Annotated in this window: 21 protein-coding genes; 12 read left to right on the top strand and 9 right to left on the bottom strand. The window is 67.9% G+C overall.

The features are described from left to right. Window positions 1-15: 15 nt before the first annotated feature. Window positions 16-1,599, bottom strand: coding sequence for a bifunctional phosphoribosylaminoimidazolecarboxamide formyltransferase/IMP cyclohydrolase (gene purH / locus ACVOK1_RS06185; RefSeq protein WP_481561443.1), 1,584 nt, complete (start codon window positions 1,597-1,599; stop codon window positions 16-18). A 181-nt stretch (window positions 1,600-1,780) separates the two neighbouring features. On the opposite strand from purH, the gene ACVOK1_RS06180 reads away from it, so the two are divergent. Genes ACVOK1_RS06180 through ACVOK1_RS06155 form a run of 6 tightly spaced genes read left to right on the top strand, consistent with a single transcriptional unit; the run spans window position 1,781 to window position 7,586 of the window. Beyond that, complete coding sequence (locus ACVOK1_RS06180; RefSeq protein ID WP_481561442.1) at window positions 1,781-2,398, top strand: CDP-alcohol phosphatidyltransferase family protein; 618 nt, start codon at window positions 1,781-1,783, stop codon at window positions 2,396-2,398. A gap of 34 nt (window positions 2,399-2,432) precedes the next feature. Beyond that, window positions 2,433-4,184 carry a bifunctional alpha/beta hydrolase/class I SAM-dependent methyltransferase gene (locus ACVOK1_RS06175; protein WP_481561441.1) on the top strand — a complete coding sequence of 584 codons (1,752 nt, stop codon included), beginning with the start codon at window positions 2,433-2,435 and terminating at the stop codon, window positions 4,182-4,184. Further along, a complete protein-coding gene (locus ACVOK1_RS06170; RefSeq protein ID WP_481561440.1) occupies window positions 4,184-5,518 on the top strand; it encodes a phosphatase PAP2/dual specificity phosphatase family protein in 1,335 nt (444 codons plus the stop codon). Before ACVOK1_RS06175 ends, ACVOK1_RS06170 begins: the two co-directional genes overlap by 1 nt. Then, on the top strand, window positions 5,515-5,952 hold the full coding sequence (locus tag ACVOK1_RS06165) for a hypothetical protein (RefSeq protein ID WP_481561439.1): 438 nt from the start codon (window positions 5,515-5,517) through the stop codon (window positions 5,950-5,952). The genes ACVOK1_RS06170 and ACVOK1_RS06165 overlap by 4 nt, the downstream gene beginning before the upstream one ends. A gap of 12 nt (window positions 5,953-5,964) precedes the next feature. After that, complete coding sequence (locus tag ACVOK1_RS06160) at window positions 5,965-6,594, top strand: lysophospholipid acyltransferase family protein (RefSeq protein ID WP_079223777.1); 630 nt, start codon at window positions 5,965-5,967, stop codon at window positions 6,592-6,594. Beyond that, window positions 6,591-7,586, top strand: coding sequence for a phosphatidate cytidylyltransferase (locus ACVOK1_RS06155; RefSeq protein ID WP_108770189.1), 996 nt, complete (start codon window positions 6,591-6,593; stop codon window positions 7,584-7,586). The genes ACVOK1_RS06160 and ACVOK1_RS06155 overlap by 4 nt, the downstream gene beginning before the upstream one ends. A gap of 181 nt (window positions 7,587-7,767) precedes the next feature. Here ACVOK1_RS06155 and fis read toward each other — a convergent pair whose 3' ends face one another. The 3 genes from fis to prmA all read right to left on the bottom strand — a co-directional run bounded on the left by fis (window position 7,768) and on the right by prmA (window position 9,888). Next, a complete protein-coding gene (fis, locus tag ACVOK1_RS06150) occupies window positions 7,768-8,043 on the bottom strand; it encodes a DNA-binding transcriptional regulator Fis (protein WP_006397198.1) in 276 nt (91 codons plus the stop codon). A 114-nt stretch (window positions 8,044-8,157) separates the two neighbouring features. Further along, entirely contained in the window at window positions 8,158-8,925 is a 768-nt protein-coding gene (locus ACVOK1_RS06145; RefSeq protein ID WP_406234383.1) for a DUF3426 domain-containing protein, read from the bottom strand. A gap of 42 nt (window positions 8,926-8,967) precedes the next feature. Then, window positions 8,968-9,888 carry a 50S ribosomal protein L11 methyltransferase gene (gene prmA, locus ACVOK1_RS06140; RefSeq protein ID WP_481561462.1) on the bottom strand — a complete coding sequence of 307 codons (921 nt, stop codon included), beginning with the start codon at window positions 9,886-9,888 and terminating at the stop codon, window positions 8,968-8,970. Window positions 9,889-10,051: 163 nt separating this feature from the next. Here prmA and ACVOK1_RS06135 point away from each other — a divergent pair, with 163 nt between their 5' ends. Next, window positions 10,052-11,017, top strand: coding sequence for a hypothetical protein (locus tag ACVOK1_RS06135; protein WP_108770186.1), 966 nt, complete (start codon window positions 10,052-10,054; stop codon window positions 11,015-11,017). Beyond that, a complete protein-coding gene (locus ACVOK1_RS06130; RefSeq protein ID WP_108770185.1) occupies window positions 11,014-11,388 on the top strand; it encodes a hypothetical protein in 375 nt (124 codons plus the stop codon). The genes ACVOK1_RS06135 and ACVOK1_RS06130 overlap by 4 nt, the downstream gene beginning before the upstream one ends. A 149-nt stretch (window positions 11,389-11,537) precedes the next feature. Here ACVOK1_RS06130 and accC read toward each other — a convergent pair whose 3' ends face one another. The 4 genes from accC to ACVOK1_RS06110 all read right to left on the bottom strand — a co-directional run bounded on the left by accC (window position 11,538) and on the right by ACVOK1_RS06110 (window position 14,904). Next, complete coding sequence (accC, locus tag ACVOK1_RS06125) at window positions 11,538-12,905, bottom strand: acetyl-CoA carboxylase biotin carboxylase subunit (protein ID WP_481561438.1); 1,368 nt, start codon at window positions 12,903-12,905, stop codon at window positions 11,538-11,540. Between the two features lie 10 nt (window positions 12,906-12,915). Continuing rightward, window positions 12,916-13,395 (bottom strand): acetyl-CoA carboxylase biotin carboxyl carrier protein, encoded by a 480-nt coding sequence (gene accB / locus ACVOK1_RS06120; RefSeq protein ID WP_079223759.1) that lies wholly within the window; start codon window positions 13,393-13,395, stop codon window positions 12,916-12,918. A 61-nt stretch (window positions 13,396-13,456) separates the two neighbouring features. Beyond that, window positions 13,457-13,900, bottom strand: coding sequence for a type II 3-dehydroquinate dehydratase (gene aroQ, locus ACVOK1_RS06115; RefSeq protein WP_108770182.1), 444 nt, complete (start codon window positions 13,898-13,900; stop codon window positions 13,457-13,459). Window positions 13,901-14,193: 293 nt separating this feature from the next. Further along, window positions 14,194-14,904 carry a DOPA 4,5-dioxygenase family protein gene (locus ACVOK1_RS06110; RefSeq protein ID WP_481561437.1) on the bottom strand — a complete coding sequence of 237 codons (711 nt, stop codon included), beginning with the start codon at window positions 14,902-14,904 and terminating at the stop codon, window positions 14,194-14,196. Here ACVOK1_RS06110 and ACVOK1_RS06105 point away from each other — a divergent pair. From ACVOK1_RS06105 to ACVOK1_RS06095, 3 genes are read left to right on the top strand one after another with little or no spacing between them, the layout of a single operon-like run. Continuing rightward, complete coding sequence (locus tag ACVOK1_RS06105; RefSeq protein WP_481561436.1) at window positions 14,903-15,529, top strand: hypothetical protein; 627 nt, start codon at window positions 14,903-14,905, stop codon at window positions 15,527-15,529. The genes ACVOK1_RS06110 and ACVOK1_RS06105 overlap by 2 nt on opposite strands. A gap of 52 nt (window positions 15,530-15,581) precedes the next feature. After that, entirely contained in the window at window positions 15,582-16,409 is an 828-nt protein-coding gene (locus ACVOK1_RS06100; RefSeq protein ID WP_481561435.1) for an isocitrate lyase/PEP mutase family protein, read from the top strand. Between the two features lie 4 nt (window positions 16,410-16,413). Further along, complete coding sequence (locus ACVOK1_RS06095) at window positions 16,414-16,680, top strand: hypothetical protein (RefSeq protein WP_200733385.1); 267 nt, start codon at window positions 16,414-16,416, stop codon at window positions 16,678-16,680. 67 nt (window positions 16,681-16,747) lie between these two features. On the opposite strand, the gene ACVOK1_RS06090 is transcribed toward ACVOK1_RS06095, so the two are convergent. Next, entirely contained in the window at window positions 16,748-18,799 is a 2,052-nt protein-coding gene (locus tag ACVOK1_RS06090) for a TonB-dependent receptor domain-containing protein (RefSeq protein ID WP_481561434.1), read from the bottom strand. Between the two features lie 244 nt (window positions 18,800-19,043). Here ACVOK1_RS06090 and ACVOK1_RS06085 point away from each other — a divergent pair, with 244 nt between their 5' ends. After that, window positions 19,044-19,637: an NAD(P)H-dependent oxidoreductase gene (locus ACVOK1_RS06085; protein ID WP_200751569.1), complete on the top strand. Its 594-nt coding sequence runs from the start codon at window positions 19,044-19,046 to the stop codon at window positions 19,635-19,637. Window positions 19,638-19,647: the final 10 nt, after the last annotated feature.

Below are 19,647 nucleotides of genomic sequence, written 5' to 3'. Positions count from 1 at the left end.
CGTGTCGCTCCAGGATCAGTGGCGGAAGTGGCGAACGCCGGTGAACACCATGGCCAGGCCATGTTCGTCGGCGGCGGCGATCACTTCGGCATCGCGCATCGAACCGCCCGGCTGGATGACGGCCTTGATGCCGGCGGCCGCTGCGGCGTCGATGCCATCGCGGAACGGGAAGAACGCATCGGAGGCCATCACCGAACCTTCCACCACCAGGTTCGCGTCGGCCGCCTTGATGCCGGCGATGCGCGCGGAGTAGACGCGGCTCATCTGGCCGGCGCCGACGCCGATCGTGCGGTTGTCCTTGGCGTAGACGATCGCGTTGGACTTCACGAACTTGGCCACGTTCCAGGCGAACAGCAGGTCGGTGAACTGCTTGTCGGTCGGCGCGACCTTGCTGACCACCTTCAGTTCGTCACGGGTCATGCCGCGGTTGTCCGAGGACTGCAGCAGCAGGCCCGAGCCCACGCGCTTGCTGTCGAAGTTGTTCAGGCCATCACCGTGCGGGATGCGCAGCACGCGCACGTTGGCCTTCTTCTGCGCGTATTCCAGCGCGGCCGGCTCGTAGTCCGGGGCGATCAGCACTTCGACGAACTGGCGGTCGAGGATGACCTTCGCAGTGGCCGCATCGAGCGGCTTGTTGAAGGCGATGATGCCGCCGAAGGCGCTCGTCGGGTCGGTGACGTAGGCCAGCTCGTAGGCATCGCCGTTGCCGGCACCGACGGCCACGCCGCACGGGTTGGCGTGCTTGACGATGACGCAGGCCGGCGCATCGAACTGGCGCACGCATTCCCACGCTGCATCGGCATCGGCCAGGTTGTTGTAGCTCAGTTCCTTGCCCTGCAGCTGCTGGAACGTGGCCAGGGTGCCCGGCACCGGGTACAGGTCGCGGTAGAACGCGCCGCTCTGGTGCGGGTTCTCGCCGTAGCGCAGGTCCATCACCTTCACGAAGGTGGAATTCATCTGCGCCGGGTACTCGGCACGCGCCGGCACGGCGGCATCGGTGGCGGTGACCGCCGACAGGTAGTTGCTGATGGCCGCGTCGTACTGGGCGACGCGGTTGAACGCGGCCACCGAGAAGGCGAAGCGGGTGCCCGCGCTCAGTTGGCCATCATTGGCGTCCAGCGAGGCCAGCAGTTCGGCGTACTGCGACGGGTCGGTGGCCACCGCCACGCGGGCGAAGTTCTTGGCCGCCGAGCGCAGCATGGCCGGGCCGCCGATGTCGATGTTCTCCACCGCGTCGGCCAGGGTGCAGTCGGCCTTGGCGGTGACCGATTCGAACGGGTACAGGTTCAGCACCAGCAGGTCGATGGCGCCGATGCCGTGCTCGGCCATCACCGCGTCATCCAGGCCCGAACGGCCGAGCAGGCCGCCGTGCACCATCGGGTGCAGGGTCTTGACCCGGCCGTCCATCATTTCCGGGAAACCGGTGACGTCGGCCACGTCCTTCACGGCCAGGCCGGCATCGCGGATCGCCTTGGCGGTGCCGCCGGTGGACAGCAGCTCGACGCCGCGGGCGGCCAGCGCGGTGGCCAGCTCGACCAGGCCGGTCTTGTCGGAAACGGAAAGGAGGGCCCGACGGACGGGCAACAGATCAGCAGTCATGGGGACAGGGCAATCGGCAGCGGAGCGGGGCCGATATTGTAGTTCGTGGGGGGCGGTGGCGGGCGCTGCCGACGCGCTTTGCTGGCCCCGGCAGGGGAAAACGGCCTGCATCGGCATGCCGGGCTGAACACGCCATGGGGTAGGCTATGCCGGAACTGCCAAGGATCAGCGGGTTCAGATCGTGTCGATCTATGCTTTGAAAGGACGTTTCCAGGACCTCTTGCGTCCGGCCGTGCGCGGGCTCTACCGCCTCGGCATCACCGCCAATACGGTGACCGTGGCTGCCGCCGTGGTCTCGCTGCTGGTGGCCGCCGCCGTAGGGTGCTGCGCGCCCGCGCAGCCGCTGCTGTACCTGCTGCTGCCGATGTGGATGCTGCTGCGCATGGCCCTCAACGCCGTCGACGGCATGCTGGCCCGCGAGTTCGGCCAGCAGTCCAAGCTGGGCGCCTACCTGAACGAGTTGTGCGATGTGATCGCCGACGCCGCGCTGTACCTGGCCCTGCTCAGCGTGCCGGGCGTACGGCCCGCGGCGCTGTGGCTGCTGGCCTGGACGGCGGCGCTGAGCGAATACGCCGGCGTACTGGGGCTGATGGTCGGTGCCAGCCGCCGCTACGACGGCCCGATGGGCAAGAGCGACCGCGCGTTCGTGATCGGGGCGCTGGGCCTGCTGCTGGCGTTCGGGTGGGTTGGCGCGCTGACGGTCACTGGCGTGGCTGCGGCCATGGCCGCACTGTGCGTGCTGACGATGATCAACCGCGTCCGCCGCGGGCTGCAGGAAGCGGCGACTCCGCCGCAGTAATCAAGTACATACCAAAAGACAATCTGGAGATTGCATGCGTCAGGCGCAGGAACGGGAATTCCACAGCTTCGACCAGGTACCGCTGTTCTACCGGTACTGGGCGAGCACCACGACCACCACGCCGGCCAAGGCCATCGTGCTGCTGCATCGCGGCCACGAGCATTCGGGCCGGGTTACCCACCTGGTCGATGAGCTGGACCTGCCCGATACCGCGTTCTTCGCCTGGGATGCGCGCGGCAACGGCCGTTCGCCGGGCGCGCGCGGCGATGCACCGGGCTTCCCGGCGCTGGTGCGCGACCTGGACAGCTTCATCGCCCACATCGGTGCCGAGCACGGCATCGCGGTGGAGGACATCGTGGTGATCGCGCAGAGCGTGGGCGCCGTGGTTGCCGCCACCTGGGTGCACGACTACGCGCCGCGCCTGCGCGCGCTGGTCATGGCTTCGCCGGCGTTCAAGGTGAAGCTGTACGTGCCGTTCGCGCGCGCTGGCCTGACCCTGATGCAGAAGCTGCGCGGCAACTTCTTCGTCAACAGCTACGTCAAGCCGCAGTGGCTGACCCACGATCCGGCACGGGTGGAAAGCTACCGCACCGATCCGCTGATCACCCGGCCGATCTCGGTGCGCGTGCTGCTGGGCCTGTACGAGGCGGCCGACCGCATTGTTGCCGATGCGCAGGCGATCAGCGTGCCGGTGCAGCTGCTGGTGTCCGGTTCGGATTTCGTCGTGCACCGTGGCCCGCAGGACCGCTTCTACGAGCGCCTGTCCAGCCCGATCAAGGAACGCGTGCACCTGCCGGGCTTCTTCCACGACACTCTCGGCGAGCGTGACCGTGCGCCGGCGCTGGCGCGCATCCGCAGCTTCATCCAGGCACGCTTCGCCGAGCCGCTGCGCGAACTGTCACGGCGCGATGCGCATCGCCATGGGCCGACCTTCGAAGAGTCGGAAATCCTGGCTTGGCCGCCGGAGCGCAACAGCCTGGCCGACCTGCGCTGGCGCGTGGTGCGTGGCGGCTTGCGCGTTGGCGGCACGCTTTCCGAAGGCATTGCGCTGGGCCTGCAGACCGGCTTCGATTCGGGCAGCACGCTGGACTACATCTATCGCGACGAAGCGCGCGGCAAGGGCCCGCTGGGCCGCATGGTCGACCGCAACTATCTCGATGCGATCGGCTGGCGTGGCATCCGCATCCGTGGCCAGCACCTGCAGGAACTGCTGCGCGACGCCGCCCAGCGCCTGCGCGGGCAGGGCACGCCGGTGCGCGTGCTGGACGTGGCCGCCGGCCACGGCCGCTATGTGCTGGAAGCACTGGGCCAGGGCGAACAGCGTGCCGAGCGCATCGTGCTGCGTGATTTCAGCGATCTGAACGTGACCCAGGGCCAGGCCTTGATCGAGCGCCTCGGCGCGTCCGACATTGCCCGTTTCGAGCAGGGCGATGCGTTCGATCCGATGCAGCTGGCGCAGGTCGACCCGGCGCCGACGCTGGCGGTGGTGTCGGGCCTGTACGAACTGTTCCCCGACAACGATGCGGTGCTGCGTTCGCTGCAGGGCATCGCCGCGACCGTGCCGGTGGGCGGCTACCTGGCCTATACCGGCCAGCCATGGCACCCGCAGCTGGAATTCATCGCCCGCGCGCTGACCAGCCACCGCGGTGGTGCGGCGTGGGTGATGCGCCGTCGTACCCAGCAGGAAATGGATGAGCTGGTGCGCCTGGCCGGCTTCGAGAAGGTGGCGCAGCGCATCGACGAGTTCGGCATCTTCACCGTGTCGCTGGCGCGCCGGACCGCCTGATGGCGACGCTGGCTGCCAGCCCGCTGGCCGCGGCAGGGCGCCCTTGGCGGCGCGCCCTGCTGTGGCTGGTGCTGTTGGGTCCGTTCTTCTTCGCCAGCTATGGCTTCGCCAACTGGATGGCCGGGCGCCACGCGGTGCTGCCGGTGATGGCGTTCGCCTGGGAATCGCACATTCCGTTCGTGCCGTGGACGATCGTGCCGTACTGGTCGATCGATCTGTTCTACGCGATCTCGTTCTTCCTGTGCCGGCAGCGCCTCGAGCTGGACCGGCACGCGCTGCGGCTGTTCAGTGCGCAGCTGATCGCGGTGGCCTGCTTCCTGCTGTGGCCGCTGCGCTTCAGCTTTGAACGTCCGGAGATCGGCGGCGTGTTCGGCTGGCTGTTCGATGTGCTGCTGGGTTTCGACAAGCCGTTCAACCAGGCGCCGTCGCTGCACATCGTGCTGCTGATCGTGCTGTGGGTGAAGTACGCGCAGTACCTGCAGGGCGCGTGGCGCTGGCTGCTGCATGGCTGGGCGCTGCTGATCGGCGTTTCGGTGCTGACCACCTTCCAGCACCACTTCATCGATGTGCCCACTGGCCTGCTGGCCGGCTGGCTGTGCGTGTGGCTGTGGCCGGAGCAGGGCACGCCGCCGCTGCGGGCGTGGCGCACGGCGCGTGATCCAAAGCGCTGGCGCCTGGCCTCGTTCTATCTGCTGGGCGCCGCGGTGCTGCTGGTGCCGGTGGTGCTGATTGGGGGCGCGGCGCTGTGGCTGCTGTGGCCGCTGGTGTCGCAGCTGCTGGTGGCGCTGGCCTATGCCGGGCTGGGCACGGCGGTGTTCCAGAAGCGCGCCGATGGGCGACTGACCATGGCCGCGCGCTGGCTGCTGGCGCCGTACTTGGCCGCGGCCTGGATCAATTCGCGGTTGTGGACGCGTAGTGCGCCGCAGCCGGTGGAAGTGGCCGGTGGCGTGTGGCTGGGCCGCATTCCCTGCGCCGCGCTGCCAGTGCCGTTGCGCGGCGTGGTCGATGCCTGCGCCGAGCTGTCCTGCACGGCGCCGGGCGCAGCCTATGCCAGCGTGCCGATGCTGGATCTGGTGGTGCCCACGCCGGCGCAGCTGGCCGAGGCCGCCGATGTCATCGAAGCCCTGCGTGCGCAGGGGCCGCTGCTGGTGTGCTGCGCGCTGGGCTACTCGCGCAGTGCGGCCAGCGTCGCCACCTGGCTGCTGCGCAGCGGCCGGGTGTGCAGCGCCGCCGAGGCGGTGGCGCGGGTGCGTGCCGCACGGCCGTCCATCGTCCTGCATGACGTTCACCTACAGGCCATCGCGGCCGCCGCCACACGGGAGAGCAACGCATGAGTACCGCTGCCGATCTGCCGATGATGCACCTGCTGCTGCGCCAGGGCCGGTTGCCTGCCGCGCTGTCACTGGGCCTGCTGCTGGTGGCGCTGTTGCTGCTGGGCACCGAGCCCGGTCTGGCGATGTTCGCCGCCGGCCTGCTGCTGCTGAGCGTGGCCGTGGGCGTGGTGCAGGCGTACTACGCCGTGCGCGTGCAGCTGGATGCCAGCCTGCTGCAGCTGCTGCTGCGCGAACACCTGCAGGGCGAGGCGGCGGCCGAGCGGGTGGACGCGGCCCTGCACACCGCCGGCCTGCGCCGCCGCGATGCGCAGGCGCCGGTGCGCGGCTGGGACGTACGCTGGATCGGCATGCGCCGCCTGCTGGTCCGCCAGTACGTGGCCACGCTGCTGCAGTTTTCGGTGCTGCTTCTGGCCGTGCTGTGGCCGCAGACCTGAGCGGAGATAACGATGTTTGCTGAGCTGATCGCCCGCGCCTGCAGTGGCGCGATCCATGTGGTGACCGGTGCGCGCGCGCTGTGGATCGGCTGTGCGCCGTCCAGCGAACACCGCGTGTACTACGGCAACCACGCCAGCCATGGCGATTTCGTGCTGATCTGGTCGTCGATGCCGCCGGCACTGCGTCGCCAGGTGCGGCCCGTCGCCGCCGCCGAATACTGGCAGGGCGATGCGCTGCGCCGTTACCTGATCGATGCGGTGTTCAACGGCGTGCTGGTCGAGCGCGACGCCGCGCGGCGCCAGCAGGATCCGCTGCAGGGGCTGCGCGATGCGGTGGACGAAGGATGTTCGCTGATCCTGTTCCCGGAAGGCACGCGCAACATCGGCGATGAACCGCTGCTGCCGTTCAAGAGTGGCATCTATCATCTGGCGCGGCAGCGCCCGGAACTGGAGTTCGTACCGGTGTGGATCGACAACCTGAAGCGGGTGATGCCCAAGGGGCGTTTCCTGCCACTGCCGCTGCTGTGCACGGCGACCTTCGGCACGCCGCTGCGGCTGCAGGCCGATGAGGACAAGGCCGCGTTCCTCGCGCGCAGCCGCCAGGCGCTGCTGGACCTGGCACCGAACGGAGGCCGCGCATGAGCTTCCTGCTGGATGTATCCGGCGACCTGGCCACGCAGAGCGTGGGCCAGCAGACCGGCCTGCTGTTTGCCGGTGTCGGCGCGGTGCTGGTGCTGGCCACGCTGGTATCGGAGACGCTGCGCTGGCGCCAGCGCGAGAACCCCAGCGCGGTCATCGCCAATCTCGTCTCGCGCATCCGCGCGTGGTGGGTGATGGCGATTGTCGTCGGCGGTGCGCTGCTGTTCGGCCGCGCCGGGGTGATCGTGCTGTTCGCGATCATCTCGCTGTTCGCGCTGCGCGAATTCATCACCCTGGCGCCCACGCGCTCGGGTGATTACTACGCGCTGCTGGCCGCGTTCTACATCGTGCTGCCATGGCAGTACTACCTGGTGTGGATCGACTGGTACGGCATGTACACGCTGCTGATTCCGGTCTATGCGTTCCTGTTCCTGCCGATCCTGTCGACCATCGGTGGCGACACCACGCACTACCTGGAACGCACGGCCAAGGTGCAGTGGGGGCTGATGATCTGCGTGTTCTGCATCTCGCACGTGCCGCTGCTGCTGAACCTGCATGTGCCCGGCCACGACCCGTCGCGCAACGTGCTGCTGTTCGCCTTCCTGGTGATCGTGGTGCAGTCCTCGGACGTCCTGCAGTACATCTGGGGCAAGCTGCTGGGCAAGCATCTGATTGCCCCGAAGCTGTCGCCGTCGAAGACGGTGGAAGGCTTCGTCGGCGGCGTGCTCAGTGCCAGCGCGCTGGGTGCGGCGCTGTGGTGGATCACCCCGTTCACGCCGCTGCAGGCATTCGGCCTGTCGCTGCTGATCAACCTGATGGGGTTCTGGGGTGGCCTGGTGATGTCGGCGATCAAGCGCGACCGCGGCATCAAGGACTGGGGCCACATGATCGAGGGCCATGGCGGCATGCTCGACCGGCTGGATTCAGTGTGCTTCGCCGCGCCGGTGTTCTTCCATGTGGTGCGGTATTACTGGAAGGCCGGCGGAGTAGGGTGATCAACCCGGGGTCGGATCCCTTCGCACAGCGAAGGGCTCTGACTCTCATTGCGATTCCGTCGGGCTTTCATCCACGCATGGCGTGGATCTACTGGCGGATGACCGGGCTATGCAATGGTAGTGCCGGCCGCTGGCCGGCATCGGTAGCGCCGGACCTTTATCCACGCATGGCGTGGATCTACTACGCGCTGATGCCGTATTCCTTCAGCTTCTTGCGCAGCGTGGCGCGGTGGATGCCCAGCATCGCCGCGGCGCGGCTCTGGTTGCCTTCGCAGTGGTTGAGCACTTCCACGAACAGCGGAATCTCCATCTCGCGCAGCACGATCTCGTAGACATCGTCCGCGTCGCAGCCATCGAGGTCACGCAGGTAGCGGCGCACGGACTGGGCGACGTGTTCACGCAGCGGTGGCCGGGCAGCGCCACGACTGTTGTCAGGACGAGAAAGGACAGCGTTCAAGGGGGTTCCCGATTCGGTGGCCCGTGCGCGCGGAGCGCGCGGCCGGACGAGGTGGTGGCGGCCAGTCTAGCGCGAGCGTGCCCGACCTGCCACGGCTGGACGCCTTCGTCCCGCTCAGAGGAACTCGAAGGTGAATGCGACCGTGGAGGCCGCAGGTTCCTGTACGCGGAAGGCGATGCGTGCGCTCTGCCCCGGTTCCAGCAGGGCCGCACCGGGGTTCTCGCCCAGGTACTGCGCGGGCGGGAACACACCGGTGCCGATCACCCGGCCATCGGCATCGGCCAGTGACAGGCGCAGGTCGGGCCATGCCTGAGCCCAGCGCGCATCGTTGCGGATGCTGGCCTGGACCTGCAGCACACCGGCCTGCCCGGGCAGCGGACGGATCTCGCGGCTGGTCATGGTCAATGCGGTCGGTTCGCGCCATGCCGGCAGGCTGCACCGCAGGACACCGCACAACGCACTGACCCACGGGCGGTGCGCGGCATCAGCAGCCAGTCGCGCACGATCGGCCAGCACGCTCTGCAGCACCACCAGCAATGCCAACACGGCTACCAGGGCCCAGTGCCAGCGCGGCGTCGGCAGGGCACGCGGGCGGGCGCCGAGGAAACTGGGCGCATCGCTGGCGGGTGCGACCGATGCCGGCGCGTCGATGCGCGAGGACGTTTCGATGACAGTGTCATCGGACTGTCGCGTCTGCGGCGGTCGCGCTGTGTCCACCACCGGTTCGGCCGGCAGTTCCAACGGCGCCGTCTGATCGACGGTGGCATCCGTCGTGTCGTCAGCGGGTTCCTGCGCCTGCCCGGTGTCGGGCGGCGCGTCGGTTCCCGGCGCGGAACGCAGGAAGGTGGCAAGCGGACGACGCGGCGGGTTCGGCTCGGACATGCTCAGGGCGCGGGCTCGGATCCAGCGGTCATTCAACCACGATCAGGCGCGGCGTACGCCGGTGATGCGCATCCAGTCGCCGTCCTGGGTGGCCTGCAGGTCGTCGAACCACGCCGCGTAACGCTGCAGCAGTTCGCCTTCCTGGCCATGCAGGATGCCCGACAGGGCGATGCGGCCACCGGCAGCGACGCGCGCGGCCAGCAGTTCGGCCAGTGCATCGAGTGCCGAGGCGAGGATGTTGGCGACCACGATCGGGTAGGTGGCCACCGGCTCGTCCTGCGGCAGGTACACGTGCATGCGGGCCTGCTCGCCATTGCGCTCGGCGTTGTCGGCGGTGGCGATCAGCGCCTGCGGATCGTTGTCCACGCCGATCGCTTCGCCGGCACCGAGCTTCAGCGCGGCCAGGGCGAGGATGCCCGAGCCGCAGCCGAAGTCGAGCACGCGCTGGCCCTGCAGCAGGCCATCCATGGCCAGCTGGTCCAGCCAGCGCAGGCACAGCGCGGTGGTCGGGTGGGTGCCCGAGCCGAACGCCAGGCCCGGGTCCAGGCGGACCACGGCGGCGTCGGCGGCCTGCGCCGCCTCCGGCAGTTCATGGTTCCACGGCACGATCCAGGTGCGGCTGCCGAAATCCATCGGCTGGAACTGGTCCAGCCAGGCGCGTTCCCAGTCTTCGTCCTCGACCGCGCGGAAGCTGCCGCCGGTCCAGTCCAGCTCCGGGTCGAACGCTTCCAGCGCCGCCAGCAGCAACAGCGCGTTGCTGTCGGCCGGGAACAGCGCGCTCAGCACCAGGGTGTCCCACAGCGGGGTTTCGCCCACGCCCGGCTCGAGGATGGCCTGTTCGTTGCTGGTGTCGGCCTCGGCATCGAGCAGGGTGACCGCCAGCGCGCCCACGTCCTCCAGCGCGTTCTCATAGCGGGGCTGGGTGGCTTCGGTGCAGCGCAGGGTCAGTTCCAGGAACGGCATGGCGGTGGGGGCAATCGCGGGAAAGGGGGCCATGCTAGACCATCCGGCCGTCTCCGTATCCCCTGAGATGCTGGCCGGGGCTGAACGAGGCTGATTCGGACAGGCCTCACGGGCCTTGCTAAACTTGGCGCTTTCCTGCCCGACGTGCCGTAACCGACCGCCGATGGCTCTCGCCCCGACCCTGAAAACCTGGTTGCTCGTGCTGCCGGCCGTGGCCGTGCTGGGCGTGGCCGGTTATCGGGCCAGTGGCCATGGCCACGCGGCGCAGGTGGACGTGGGCGCGCCGATGGCGGTGTCCGCCGCCAGCGTGCAGGATGCGCTGGAACCGGTGATGCCTGAAGCGCTTGCCCGCCGCCTGGCTGGCTTCGAGCGCAGCAGCGCGCTGCCTTCGGGCCTGCCGCTGGATATCCGCGCCGACATCGAAGGCGAGACCGATCTGTTTGCCTACGCGCAGCGCCTGAAGGCGCAGGCCGAGCAGGGCAATCATGAAGCGCGCTGGATGCTCAGCCGGGTCTACGACTACTGCGCGCAGTACGCGGTCGATCCCGGTGGCTACCGCCTGGACAACAACGTGCTGGCCGGCCTCGGCCTGAGCGCGGCGCCGGCGATGGTGCAGGCGCGCGAGCGCGTGGCGCAGCGCTGCGGTGGTTTTGTGCCGGGTGACAAGCTGGGCCCGTCGCTGGTGTTCAACGAACGCCGTCGTGCGGCCCTGCAGGGCAACCTGGCCGCCGAAGCCGCGCTGTTCGCCGAGGGTGAGCCGCTGCACAGCAATGACCAGTACCGCCGCGACCTGGTGGAGCGCGTGCGTACCTCGCGCGACCCGGAGGCCTACATGGCCCTGGCGCCGGGCATGGGCGTGCGCGCTGCTGGCGACAAGGCCCTGGCCAACATGGTGGCCGGCGAGCAGCTCAGTGAGATGGCGTGGCGGGTGGCGGCCTGCCAGCTCGGTCTACCGTGTGGGGCCGACAGTGTGCTGATGAACAGTTACTGCGCGAACGGAGGGATCTGTTCGCAGGATGGGACGCAGGATTTCCAGGATTTCGTGTATGACGCTGCTGTATCGCGGCAAGGTGCGGGGAAGATGAACGAATGGATCAAGCAATTGATTGGAAAGAGGAACGGGCAATGAATTACCGTCGATTCCTGCACGGGGCCAAGTTCTGGTTCTGGGTGGCGTTGTTTGTCGCGTACTCGGCCGGCGCGGTTGGCCTGCTGATGATCGACACCTACGAGGATCGCTACCGGCACCTTTCCAAGGTTGAACTGACCTCGGTGAAGGCGCAGGAAGACGTGCGCCGCGCCGGTGCCAGCCAGGTGGCCGCGGTGTACCGCGCGCAGAGTGGCGCGCCGTTTGCCTCGCTGCCGGCCGGCAGCACCTTCCAGGTGGTCTGGCCCGATGGCTCCACCGAAACCATGGTGATCGTCGACCCGACCTCGCCCAACGGCGTGCGCCCGCTGGCCGAGACGCAGATTCCGGCCGAAGTCGCCGACAAGCGCTGACGCGTGCCCGGTAGCGCCGGGCCATGCCCGGCGGTGTTGCGTGCCGATGCCACATTGCAGGTCCGCCGGGTATGACCCGGCGCTACCGAAAGGCAACAGAAAAGGGCGGGGAAATCCCCGCCCTTTTCGTGTCCAGCATCTGCCGCCGATCAGGTCAGGGCAATCGGCTTGTTCTTGCGTTCGGCCAGGCGCTTTTCCAGGTAGTGGATGTTCTGCCCACCGGCCTGGAAGCCCTTGTCGCGCATGATGCGCTGCTGCAGGGCCACGTTGGTCTTGATGCCGTCCACCACCATCTCGCTCAGCGCCACGCGCATGCGGGCGATGGCGGTCTCGCGGTCCGGGCCGTGCACGATCAGCTTGCCGATCATCGAGTCGTAGTTCGACGGCACGCGGTAGCCACTGTAGATGTGGGTGTCCACGCGCACGCCGGGGCCGCCCGGCGGATGGAAGCCGGTGATGGTGCCCGGGCTCGGCACGAAGGTTTCAGCATCTTCGGCGTTGATGCGGCACTCGATGGCATGGCCGCTGAGCACCACGTCGCTCTGCTTGATCGACAGCTTCTGGCCGGCGGCGATCTTCAGCTGCTCGGCCACCAGGTCGATGCCGGTGACCATTTCGGTGACCGGATGCTCCACCTGGATGCGGGTGTTCATTTCGATGAAGTAGAAGCGGCCGTCTTCGTACAGGAACTCGAAGGTGCCGGCGCCGCGGTAGCCGATGCGCACGCAGGCTTCGGTGCAGACCTTGCCGATCTCATCGCGCTGTTCGGCGCTGATGCCCGGTGCCGGTGCTTCTTCCACCACCTTCTGGTGGCGGCGCTGCATCGAGCAGTCGCGCTCACCCAGGTGGATGGCGTTGCCCTGGCCGTCGGCCAGCACCTGGATCTCCACGTGGCGCGGGTTCTCCAGGAACTTCTCCATGTAGACCTCGCCATTGCCGAACGCGGCCTTGGCCTCGCTCTTGGTGGTTTCGATCGAGTTCTTCAGCGAGGCTTCGGCGTGCACCACGCGCATGCCGCGGCCACCGCCGCCACCGGCCGCCTTGATGATGACCGGGTAGCCGATCTCACGGGCGATCTTGGTGTTGGCGACGATATCCTCGCCCAGCGGGCCGCCCGAGCCGGGCACGCACGGCACGCCGGCGGACTTCATCGCGCGGATGGCTTCGACCTTGTCACCCATCATGCGGATGGTGTCGGCCTTGGGGCCGATGAAGATGAAGCCGGACTCCTCCACGCGCTCGGCGAAGTCGGCGTTCTCCGACAGGAAGCCGTAGCCCGGGTGGATGGCCTGGGCGTCGGTGACTTCGGCCGCGGCGATCAGCGCCGGGATGTTGAGGTAGCTCTGCGGAGACGGTGCCGGGCCGATGCAGACCGACTCGTCGGCCATGGCCACGTGCTTGAGGTTGCGGTCGACCGTGGAGTGCACGGCCACCGTGCGGATGCCCAGGGTGTGGCACGCGCGCAGGATGCGCAGCGCGATCTCCCCTCGGTTGGCAATGACGACTTTGTCGAGCATGGCGTGCCCCTCAGCCGATCACGAACAGCGGCTGGTCGAACTCCACCGGCTGGCCGTTCTCGCCCAGGATGGCGACGATGGTGCCGGACTTGTCGGCTTCGATCGGGTTGAACATCTTCATCGCTTCGATGATGGCCAGGGTCTCGCCTTCCTTGACCTGCTGGCCAACGGTGACGAAGGCCGGCTTGTCCGGAGCGGCCGATGCGTAGAAGGTGCCGACCATCGGCGAACGCAGCACGTGGCCTTCCGGCAGGGCCGGGCCCGGCTTGGCGGTGCCGCCGGTGGAGGCTTCGGTCGGCGACTGCATCGGCATGGCCTGCGCAGCCGGGGCAGCCGGAGCGGCGTACACCGGGGCCGGCATCGGTGCGGCATAGCCGGCCACCGGGGCGCGCGACAGGCGCACGGACTCTTCGCCTTCCTTGATTTCGATTTCAGCCAGGTTCGACTCTTCCAGCAGGTCGATCAGCTTCTTGATTTTGCGCAGATCCATGAGGGCCTCTTTGGTTTCTATCTAGGTGAGGTAGAGCGCCGGCTGGCGCCCGGGTCGACAATCAGGTGGCGGACACCCGCAGCAGCGCCGCGTCCATCGCGTAGCGGTAGCTGTCGGCGCCGAAGCCACACACCACGCCCACCGCCTTGTCGCTGAAATAGCTGTGCTGGCGGAACGGTTCGCGGGTGTGCGGGTTGGACAGGTGGATCTCGATGAACGGCACGGCCACCGCCGCCAGCGCATCGCGCAGGGCGACCGAGGTGTGGGTGAAGGCGGCCGGGTTGATCAGGATGAACGTGGTACCGTCGGAGCGCGCGGCCTGCACGCGGTCCACCAGCACGTGTTCGGCGTTGGACTGCAGGCTTTCCAGCGCATGCCCGGCCGCAGCGGCCTGGGCGGCCAGCGCCTGGTCGATGTCGGCCAGCGTGGTGTGCCCATAGACCTCCGGCTCGCGGGTGCCGAGCAGGTTGAGGTTGGGGCCATGCAGGACCAGCAGCTTCGCCATGGAATCCGATCAACAGGAAAGGGCGGCAGTCTGGCGGAACCTGTGGATGCTGTCCAGTTCGGCGAAATTGCAGGTGTTTAAAGCAATCGTTTGAAAATCGTGGAAGCGCTTGCGGCCGTATGGGTGGCGCCGGATCAAGGCCCGCTGAACGCCATGGCGGCGGGGATGCCCGCACGAAGGCCGACGATGGCGTAGATCCACGCTCGCCCGTGCCCGGTAGATCCACGCCATGCGTGGATGACCACGTCCGCGCCCGGTAGATCCACGCCATGCGTGGATGACCGCCGCCGGACTCAGGTCTCCAGCGGCACCGTCGGCACCACGTTCGGGAGCACCTCTTCCAGCGCCTCGGTCTCTCCGGGTTTCGGCGCCGGCCAGTTGTAGGCGTTCACCGGCTGCGCGCGGTTCACCCACAGCGCGTAATACAGATGGTCGGCACGGCCATCGCCGGTATTGGGGTGGATGAGGATGGTCAGGCCCAGGCTGTTGAGCTGCAGCCACGGCACCAGCACCGGCAGCAGGTCGTTGCTGAAGCCGAAATAGAACGACGGCGTGACATGCGGGCCGCGCGGTTCCAGGTTCCAGTTGCCCAGTTCCACCGGGAAGCGCTCGGCGGCCCAGCGCCGCAGCAGGGCAGCCTTCTGGTAGCTGTCTTCGTCGAAATAGATGTGTGCGTGGTAGCTCTTGATATCGGTATAGGCACGCGGCCGGCTGGGCAGCGGCGACTCGCCCGGACGCACGCTGGCCGGGCGCGGTGTCGCTTCGGCGGCCGTGTCCTGGCCCCAGGGGCTGTGGCCCTGCGCCGGCGGCGGCACGATCGGGCGGAAGCCGGGGCGGCCGGGTTCGGTGGTGTTGGGCGCGGCGCTGGCCGTGCTCGCAGCGGCCAGCCCGCCCATCGCCACGCCCGCCGAGGCGATCAGGCGCCGGCGTACGGGTGAAAGCAGGTCGGCCCAACCGGCGTCTTCGGCCGCATCAAAGGGTGGGGCAGGGGTATGCGGCGGCATGGCCAGCGTCCTGGTGGCGGAGCCGCCACGCTCGGCGATGGTGGCCGCGCCGTCCAATAAGCAGCAGGCATCAGGTGATGCCGCGCATCTTCCGGGCGTCGCCGCGATGCGCTACAACGTGCGACTGCACAACGGACGTGGCCGATCGATGAAGTGGCGTGAACCCTGGCTGCTGGGACTGCAGCACCAGCCGCGATTCAACCCTTTCCAGTGGCAGGTACTGAAAAGCGCGCTGGTGTGCAGCGGAATTTTCGCTGTCGTCGGGGTGGTGACGGTGCTCACCCGGGAACGCAGTGCGAGTGATATCGCCCTGTCGCTGGCGATCTGCGTCGGCATGGGGCCCGCAATCGCGTTGCTGACCTACATCTTTTACTGGCTCAGCCCGCGCAAGATCGATCACGGACCGAATGGCATCGTCATCATCAAGGGCGAGAGCATTCTGCTCCTGCCATGGCAGGCCATTGCCAGCTACGGTTTCGTCACGGTGGAGGGCGAAGGCGCACTGAGCCTGCGCGATCATGCCGGCGTCGATCATCGGGTGTTCCTGTCCGCCCGGATAAACCGCACGGTGATCGAGCGGACGCTGCGCGAGCACACCGGCCTGGCCCCGGGTCTCCCACGTTGAGTCGTGCCCGCGGCCGGGCTAGGGTGGCCGGGCCATGCACCGGACCTTCGCCATGACCGCTGTTGATGCCGATACTGCCCGCAAGCGCGCTGCCTTCCGCCAACTGCACGCCCAGGGCTGCTTCGTGCTGCCCAACCCGTGGGACGTGGGCAGTGCGCGCTATCTGCAGCGGCAGGGCTTCCAGGCGCTGGCCACCGCCAGTGCCGGCTGCGCGTGGAGCGAGGGCCGGCCCGATGGTGCCGTTTCGCTGGAAGCCACGCTGGAACATCTGCGCCTGATGGCCGGCGCGACGTCGCTGCCGTTGAACGCGGATTTAGGCGATGGTTTCGGCGCGACGCCGGACGAGGTCGGCGCAGCGGTCACCGCCGCCTTGGATACCGGCATCGCCGCGCTGTCCATCGAAGATGCCAGCGGCGTGGCGGGGGCGCCGCTGCGGCCGCTGGAGGAAGCCGTGCAGCGCCTGGCGGCTGCGCGTGCGGCCATCGACCGTGCCGGTGCCGACGTCCTGCTGGTGGGGCGTGCGGAGAACTTCTTCGTCGGCGTGCCCGATCTGGAAGACACCCTGCAGCGGCTGCACGCCTATGCCGCCGCCGGCGCCGACGTGCTGTACGCACCGGGCATCACCACGCGCGAGCAGATCGCGGCGGTGGTTGCGGCCGCAGGACCGAAGCCGGTGAACCTGCTGGTCGGTGGGCCCACGCCGCTCACCTTGCAGGAGATCGCCGCGCTGGGCGTGCGCCGGGTCAGCCTGGGCGGGGCCCTGGCGCGCGCGGCATGGGGCGGGCTGATGCACGCCACGGATCCGATCCTGCGCGACGGCCGTTTCGATGGCCTGCAGCAGGCCGCCGCGGGCGCGGCACTGAACGTCCTGTTCCGCTGAGGCCATGGACAACGTCACCGCCTACGCGGCGCTGGTGAGGGAGATGGAGGCGCTGCGCCAGGCGCCGGGGCTGCTGGCCCGCGTCGACGGTCCGGCGCTTGTACGCGTGCTGGAGCGCGACGAGGGACCGCTGGAGCTGGAGATCCTCGTGCGCTGGCAGGATGCCGGACACACGGCGCTGCGGCTGGAGGGCCACGCGCGGGGCGCCAGCACGTGGAACCACGAGCACCTGCGGGAAACCCTGGTCGTGCCACTGCAGGATCTGGTGTAGATCCACGCCATGCGTGGATGGGGTCGGAGCCCTTCGTTGCACGAAGGGATCCGACCCCGTTACTTCCTCAGAACCGCGCGGTCAGGCCCACGAAGAACGTACGCGCGCCGCCGTCGTAGTTGTTGCCTTCCTCGATCGTGGACACGTCGCCCAGGTTCTGCACGCCCGCGCGCAGGGTCAGGTTTTCGTTCACGTCATAGCCGGTCACCAGATCCACCGTGGTGTAGGCCTTGGCGAACGTCGCGCTGGTGGAGGACACCAGCTGCTTGCCGATGTGCTGTGCGCTCAGGTTCAGCGACCAGGCATCGGTCACGTCCCAGTTCAACGAGGTGTTGCCGGTGATCTTCGGCACCACCAGCAGGCTGGCGCCGGTGGTGCGGTTCTTCGATTCCAGCATGCGCGTGGCGTTGGTGGTCCAGCTGACACGCTCGTGCAGCGGCACGGTCACGCTGGCTTCGATGCCACGCGTGCGGGCCTTCTGTACGTTCTGCGCCACGGTCCACCAGAAGCCGTTGACGAAGCTGGTGGTCTGGCCGGAGATCTCGCGCAGCGGAACCTGCTGGATCTTGTCGTCGAAGTCGGTCAGGAAGTAGGTCGCCGATGCGGACCAGCCGTTCTTGTCGTAGCCCAGTCCCAGCTCGTAGTTGGTGCTGGTTTCCGGTTCCAGGTTCGGGTTGCCGGCCATGTAGCAGCCGGTGGTGCCATCGGCGCTCACCGAGCGGCTGGTCCAGCCTTCGGCGGTCAGTGCCGTGCAGCCGTTGCCGCCGGACTGGGTCGCCGCACCGGCCGTACCCTGCTTCAGGTTCGGCGCCTTGAAGCCCTGCGACACGCCACCGCGCACGGTCCATGCATCGCCCGGATGCCACACGCCGTAGATGCGCGGGCTGATGTTGTCATCGTAGTTGTCGGTGTTGTCCCAGCGCAGGCCCACGGTCAGCACGAAGCGCTCGTGCAGGGTGATGTGGTCCTCGGCGAACAGCGCCCACGAATCGGCTTGGCTCACCGGACTGATGCGGCCGCTGCCGGTCCAGGTCACCGGCACGGTGCCGATCGTGTCCGGGTTCTCCAGCTCCTCGCGCTTCCATTGCGCACCCACGTTGAGGCTCTGCTCGAAGCCCCAGTGGAAGCCGTGGGTAAAGGCGGTGTCGAACACCGTCTCCTTGGAGTGGGTGCCCAGCACGCTGCCCTTGTCCTTGTAGTCGTTCTGCACCAGCGTGCTCTTGGACGTGGTGCTGTCGCCGTAGCGGCCGTCGTGGCTGACGACATATCCGGTCTGCACCAGCTTGGACAGGCCCCAGGCATACACATCACCGGCACCGGTGTTGCGCTGTTCGCCGCGCGAACCTTCCAGGGTCAGCGCGTGATCGTCGTTGAGGCGCCAGTGGAACTGCAGGTTGGCGTTCTGCGCCTTGTTGCCGGGCGTCTGCCGCGCACCGGTATCGGACTTGTGGTCGGTGACGTTGGCACCGATGCGCACGCCCAGGTTCTCGGTCAGCGGGCCACTGAACAGCGCGCCCATCTGCGTGGTGTCACCGCGCGTGTCCGAGTCGGGCATGCTGTGGTTGAGGGTGACCGAGCCGCCCCAGTGGTCGCTGATCTTGCGGGTGATGATGTTGATCACGCCACCCATCGCATCCGAGCCGTACAGCGAGGACATCGGGCCGCGCACCACTTCGATGCGCTCGATCATGTCCGGCGACAGCCAGTTCAGATCCTGCGGACCGAGGTCGTCGCGGTAGTTCACGCCGGAGGAATTGCCCTGGCGGCGGCCGTCGATGAGGATCAGCGTGTACTGCTCGGGCAGGCCGCGCAGGCGGATCTTCGACTGCGCGCCGGACAGTGCATAGCCGCCGGTCACGCCCGGCACGGTGCTCAGCAGCTGGCCGATGCTGGTGACCGGCTTGCGCTCGATCTCCTCGCGGGTGATGACGCTGATGCTGGCCGGCGCATCCTTGATCCACTGCTGGGCGCCGGTGGCGGTTACCACCACGGTGTCCATCTGCTTGGCCGACGAAGCGTCGGCAGCGGCATCAGCGTGGGCGGTGCTGGCCAGCGCAAAACCAATCGCGGCGGTCAGGGCGGCAACGGAACGACGGGATTTCAGAACGGCATGCGACATCGCGCAGTACTCCTGTTGAGGGTCCACTGGCGATGGCTGGGACGTCCGTGTGTGGGGGTTTCAGAATTCCTTAACAATCGTATCACGAATCATTCGCATTTGACGTTTGGTGACATATCGATGTCCGCTTGGGCGGCAGCCCAGGGAGAGCCAGCGCGCCGAAATCAGCGTCCTGCGGGGTGTACTGGTGGAATTTCTGCCACTAGTTACCGTTGGTAACTAATCAATCTGCGGGTCTTTCCCCATGCACAGCCTCATCGTCGTCGCCCATCCCGATTCCGCTTCGCTTACCCATGCCGTTGCCGCGCGCATCGGACAGTCCATCACCGATGCCGATGCGCGCAACAGCGTGACCCTGGCCGATCTCGCCGCCGAGGGTTTTGATCCCCGCTTCAACGCCGCCGATATCGGCCTGTTCAAGCAGGGCGCGGCGGTGCCGGCCGACGTAGCCGCCGAACATGCGCGGCTGGATGCCGCCGATACGCTGGTGCTGGTCTATCCGCTGTACTGGTGGTCGTTCCCCGCGCTGCTGAAGGGCTGGATCGACCGGGTGTTCACCCAGGGCTGGGCCTACGCCGACGGTGCCGACGGCAAGGTGGAAAAGAAACTGCAGCGGCTGCAGGTGCACCTGGTCGGCATCGGCGGCGCGGGCGCGGAGATGATCGAACGCCGCGGTTACGGTGCGGCAATGAAGACACAGATCGACATGGGCATCTTCGATTACTGCGGTGCCACCGTGCACTCGTCCACGCTGCTGCTGGATGCCGACAGCGGCCAGGCCGCGGCGCATCTGCAGACCGCCACGGGCATCGGCCGTACCATAGGCACACCTGCCTGATGATGTAGAG

The sequence above is a fragment of the Stenotrophomonas sp. STEN087 genome (assembly GCF_056759115.1).
The sequence above is the reverse complement of the archived record's forward strand: the minus strand, read 5'-3'. Positions and strand labels throughout refer to the sequence as shown.

Coding starts and splice junctions, on each gene's coding strand:
- accB (WP_079223759.1), bottom strand. CDS start 13,395: ATGGATCTGCGCAAAATCAAGAAGCTGATCGACCTGCTGGAAGAGTCG.
- ACVOK1_RS06090 (WP_481561434.1), bottom strand. CDS start 18,799: ATGTCGCATGCCGTTCTGAAATCCCGTCGTTCCGTTGCCGCCCTGACC.
- ACVOK1_RS06155 (WP_108770189.1), top strand. CDS start 6,591: ATGAGCTTCCTGCTGGATGTATCCGGCGACCTGGCCACGCAGAGCGTG.
- aroQ (WP_108770182.1), bottom strand. CDS start 13,900: ATGGCGAAGCTGCTGGTCCTGCATGGCCCCAACCTCAACCTGCTCGGC.
- prmA (WP_481561462.1), bottom strand. CDS start 9,888: ATGCCGTTCCTGGAACTGACCCTGCGCTGCACCGAAGCCACCCAGCCC.
- accC (WP_481561438.1), bottom strand. CDS start 12,905: ATGCTCGACAAAGTCGTCATTGCCAACCGAGGGGAGATCGCGCTGCGC.
- purH (WP_481561443.1), bottom strand. CDS start 1,599: ATGACTGCTGATCTGTTGCCCGTCCGTCGGGCCCTCCTTTCCGTTTCC.
- ACVOK1_RS06145 (WP_406234383.1), bottom strand. CDS start 8,925: ATGTCCGAGCCGAACCCGCCGCGTCGTCCGCTTGCCACCTTCCTGCGT.
- ACVOK1_RS06170 (WP_481561440.1), top strand. CDS start 4,184: ATGGCGACGCTGGCTGCCAGCCCGCTGGCCGCGGCAGGGCGCCCTTGG.
- ACVOK1_RS06160 (WP_079223777.1), top strand. CDS start 5,965: ATGTTTGCTGAGCTGATCGCCCGCGCCTGCAGTGGCGCGATCCATGTG.
- ACVOK1_RS06130 (WP_108770185.1), top strand. CDS start 11,014: ATGAATTACCGTCGATTCCTGCACGGGGCCAAGTTCTGGTTCTGGGTG.
- ACVOK1_RS06100 (WP_481561435.1), top strand. CDS start 15,582: ATGACCGCTGTTGATGCCGATACTGCCCGCAAGCGCGCTGCCTTCCGC.
- ACVOK1_RS06095 (WP_200733385.1), top strand. CDS start 16,414: ATGGACAACGTCACCGCCTACGCGGCGCTGGTGAGGGAGATGGAGGCG.
- ACVOK1_RS06105 (WP_481561436.1), top strand. CDS start 14,903: ATGGCCAGCGTCCTGGTGGCGGAGCCGCCACGCTCGGCGATGGTGGCC.
- ACVOK1_RS06110 (WP_481561437.1), bottom strand. CDS start 14,904: ATGCCGCCGCATACCCCTGCCCCACCCTTTGATGCGGCCGAAGACGCC.
- ACVOK1_RS06165 (WP_481561439.1), top strand. CDS start 5,515: ATGAGTACCGCTGCCGATCTGCCGATGATGCACCTGCTGCTGCGCCAG.
- ACVOK1_RS06175 (WP_481561441.1), top strand. CDS start 2,433: ATGCGTCAGGCGCAGGAACGGGAATTCCACAGCTTCGACCAGGTACCG.
- ACVOK1_RS06135 (WP_108770186.1), top strand. CDS start 10,052: ATGGCTCTCGCCCCGACCCTGAAAACCTGGTTGCTCGTGCTGCCGGCC.
- ACVOK1_RS06085 (WP_200751569.1), top strand. CDS start 19,044: ATGCACAGCCTCATCGTCGTCGCCCATCCCGATTCCGCTTCGCTTACC.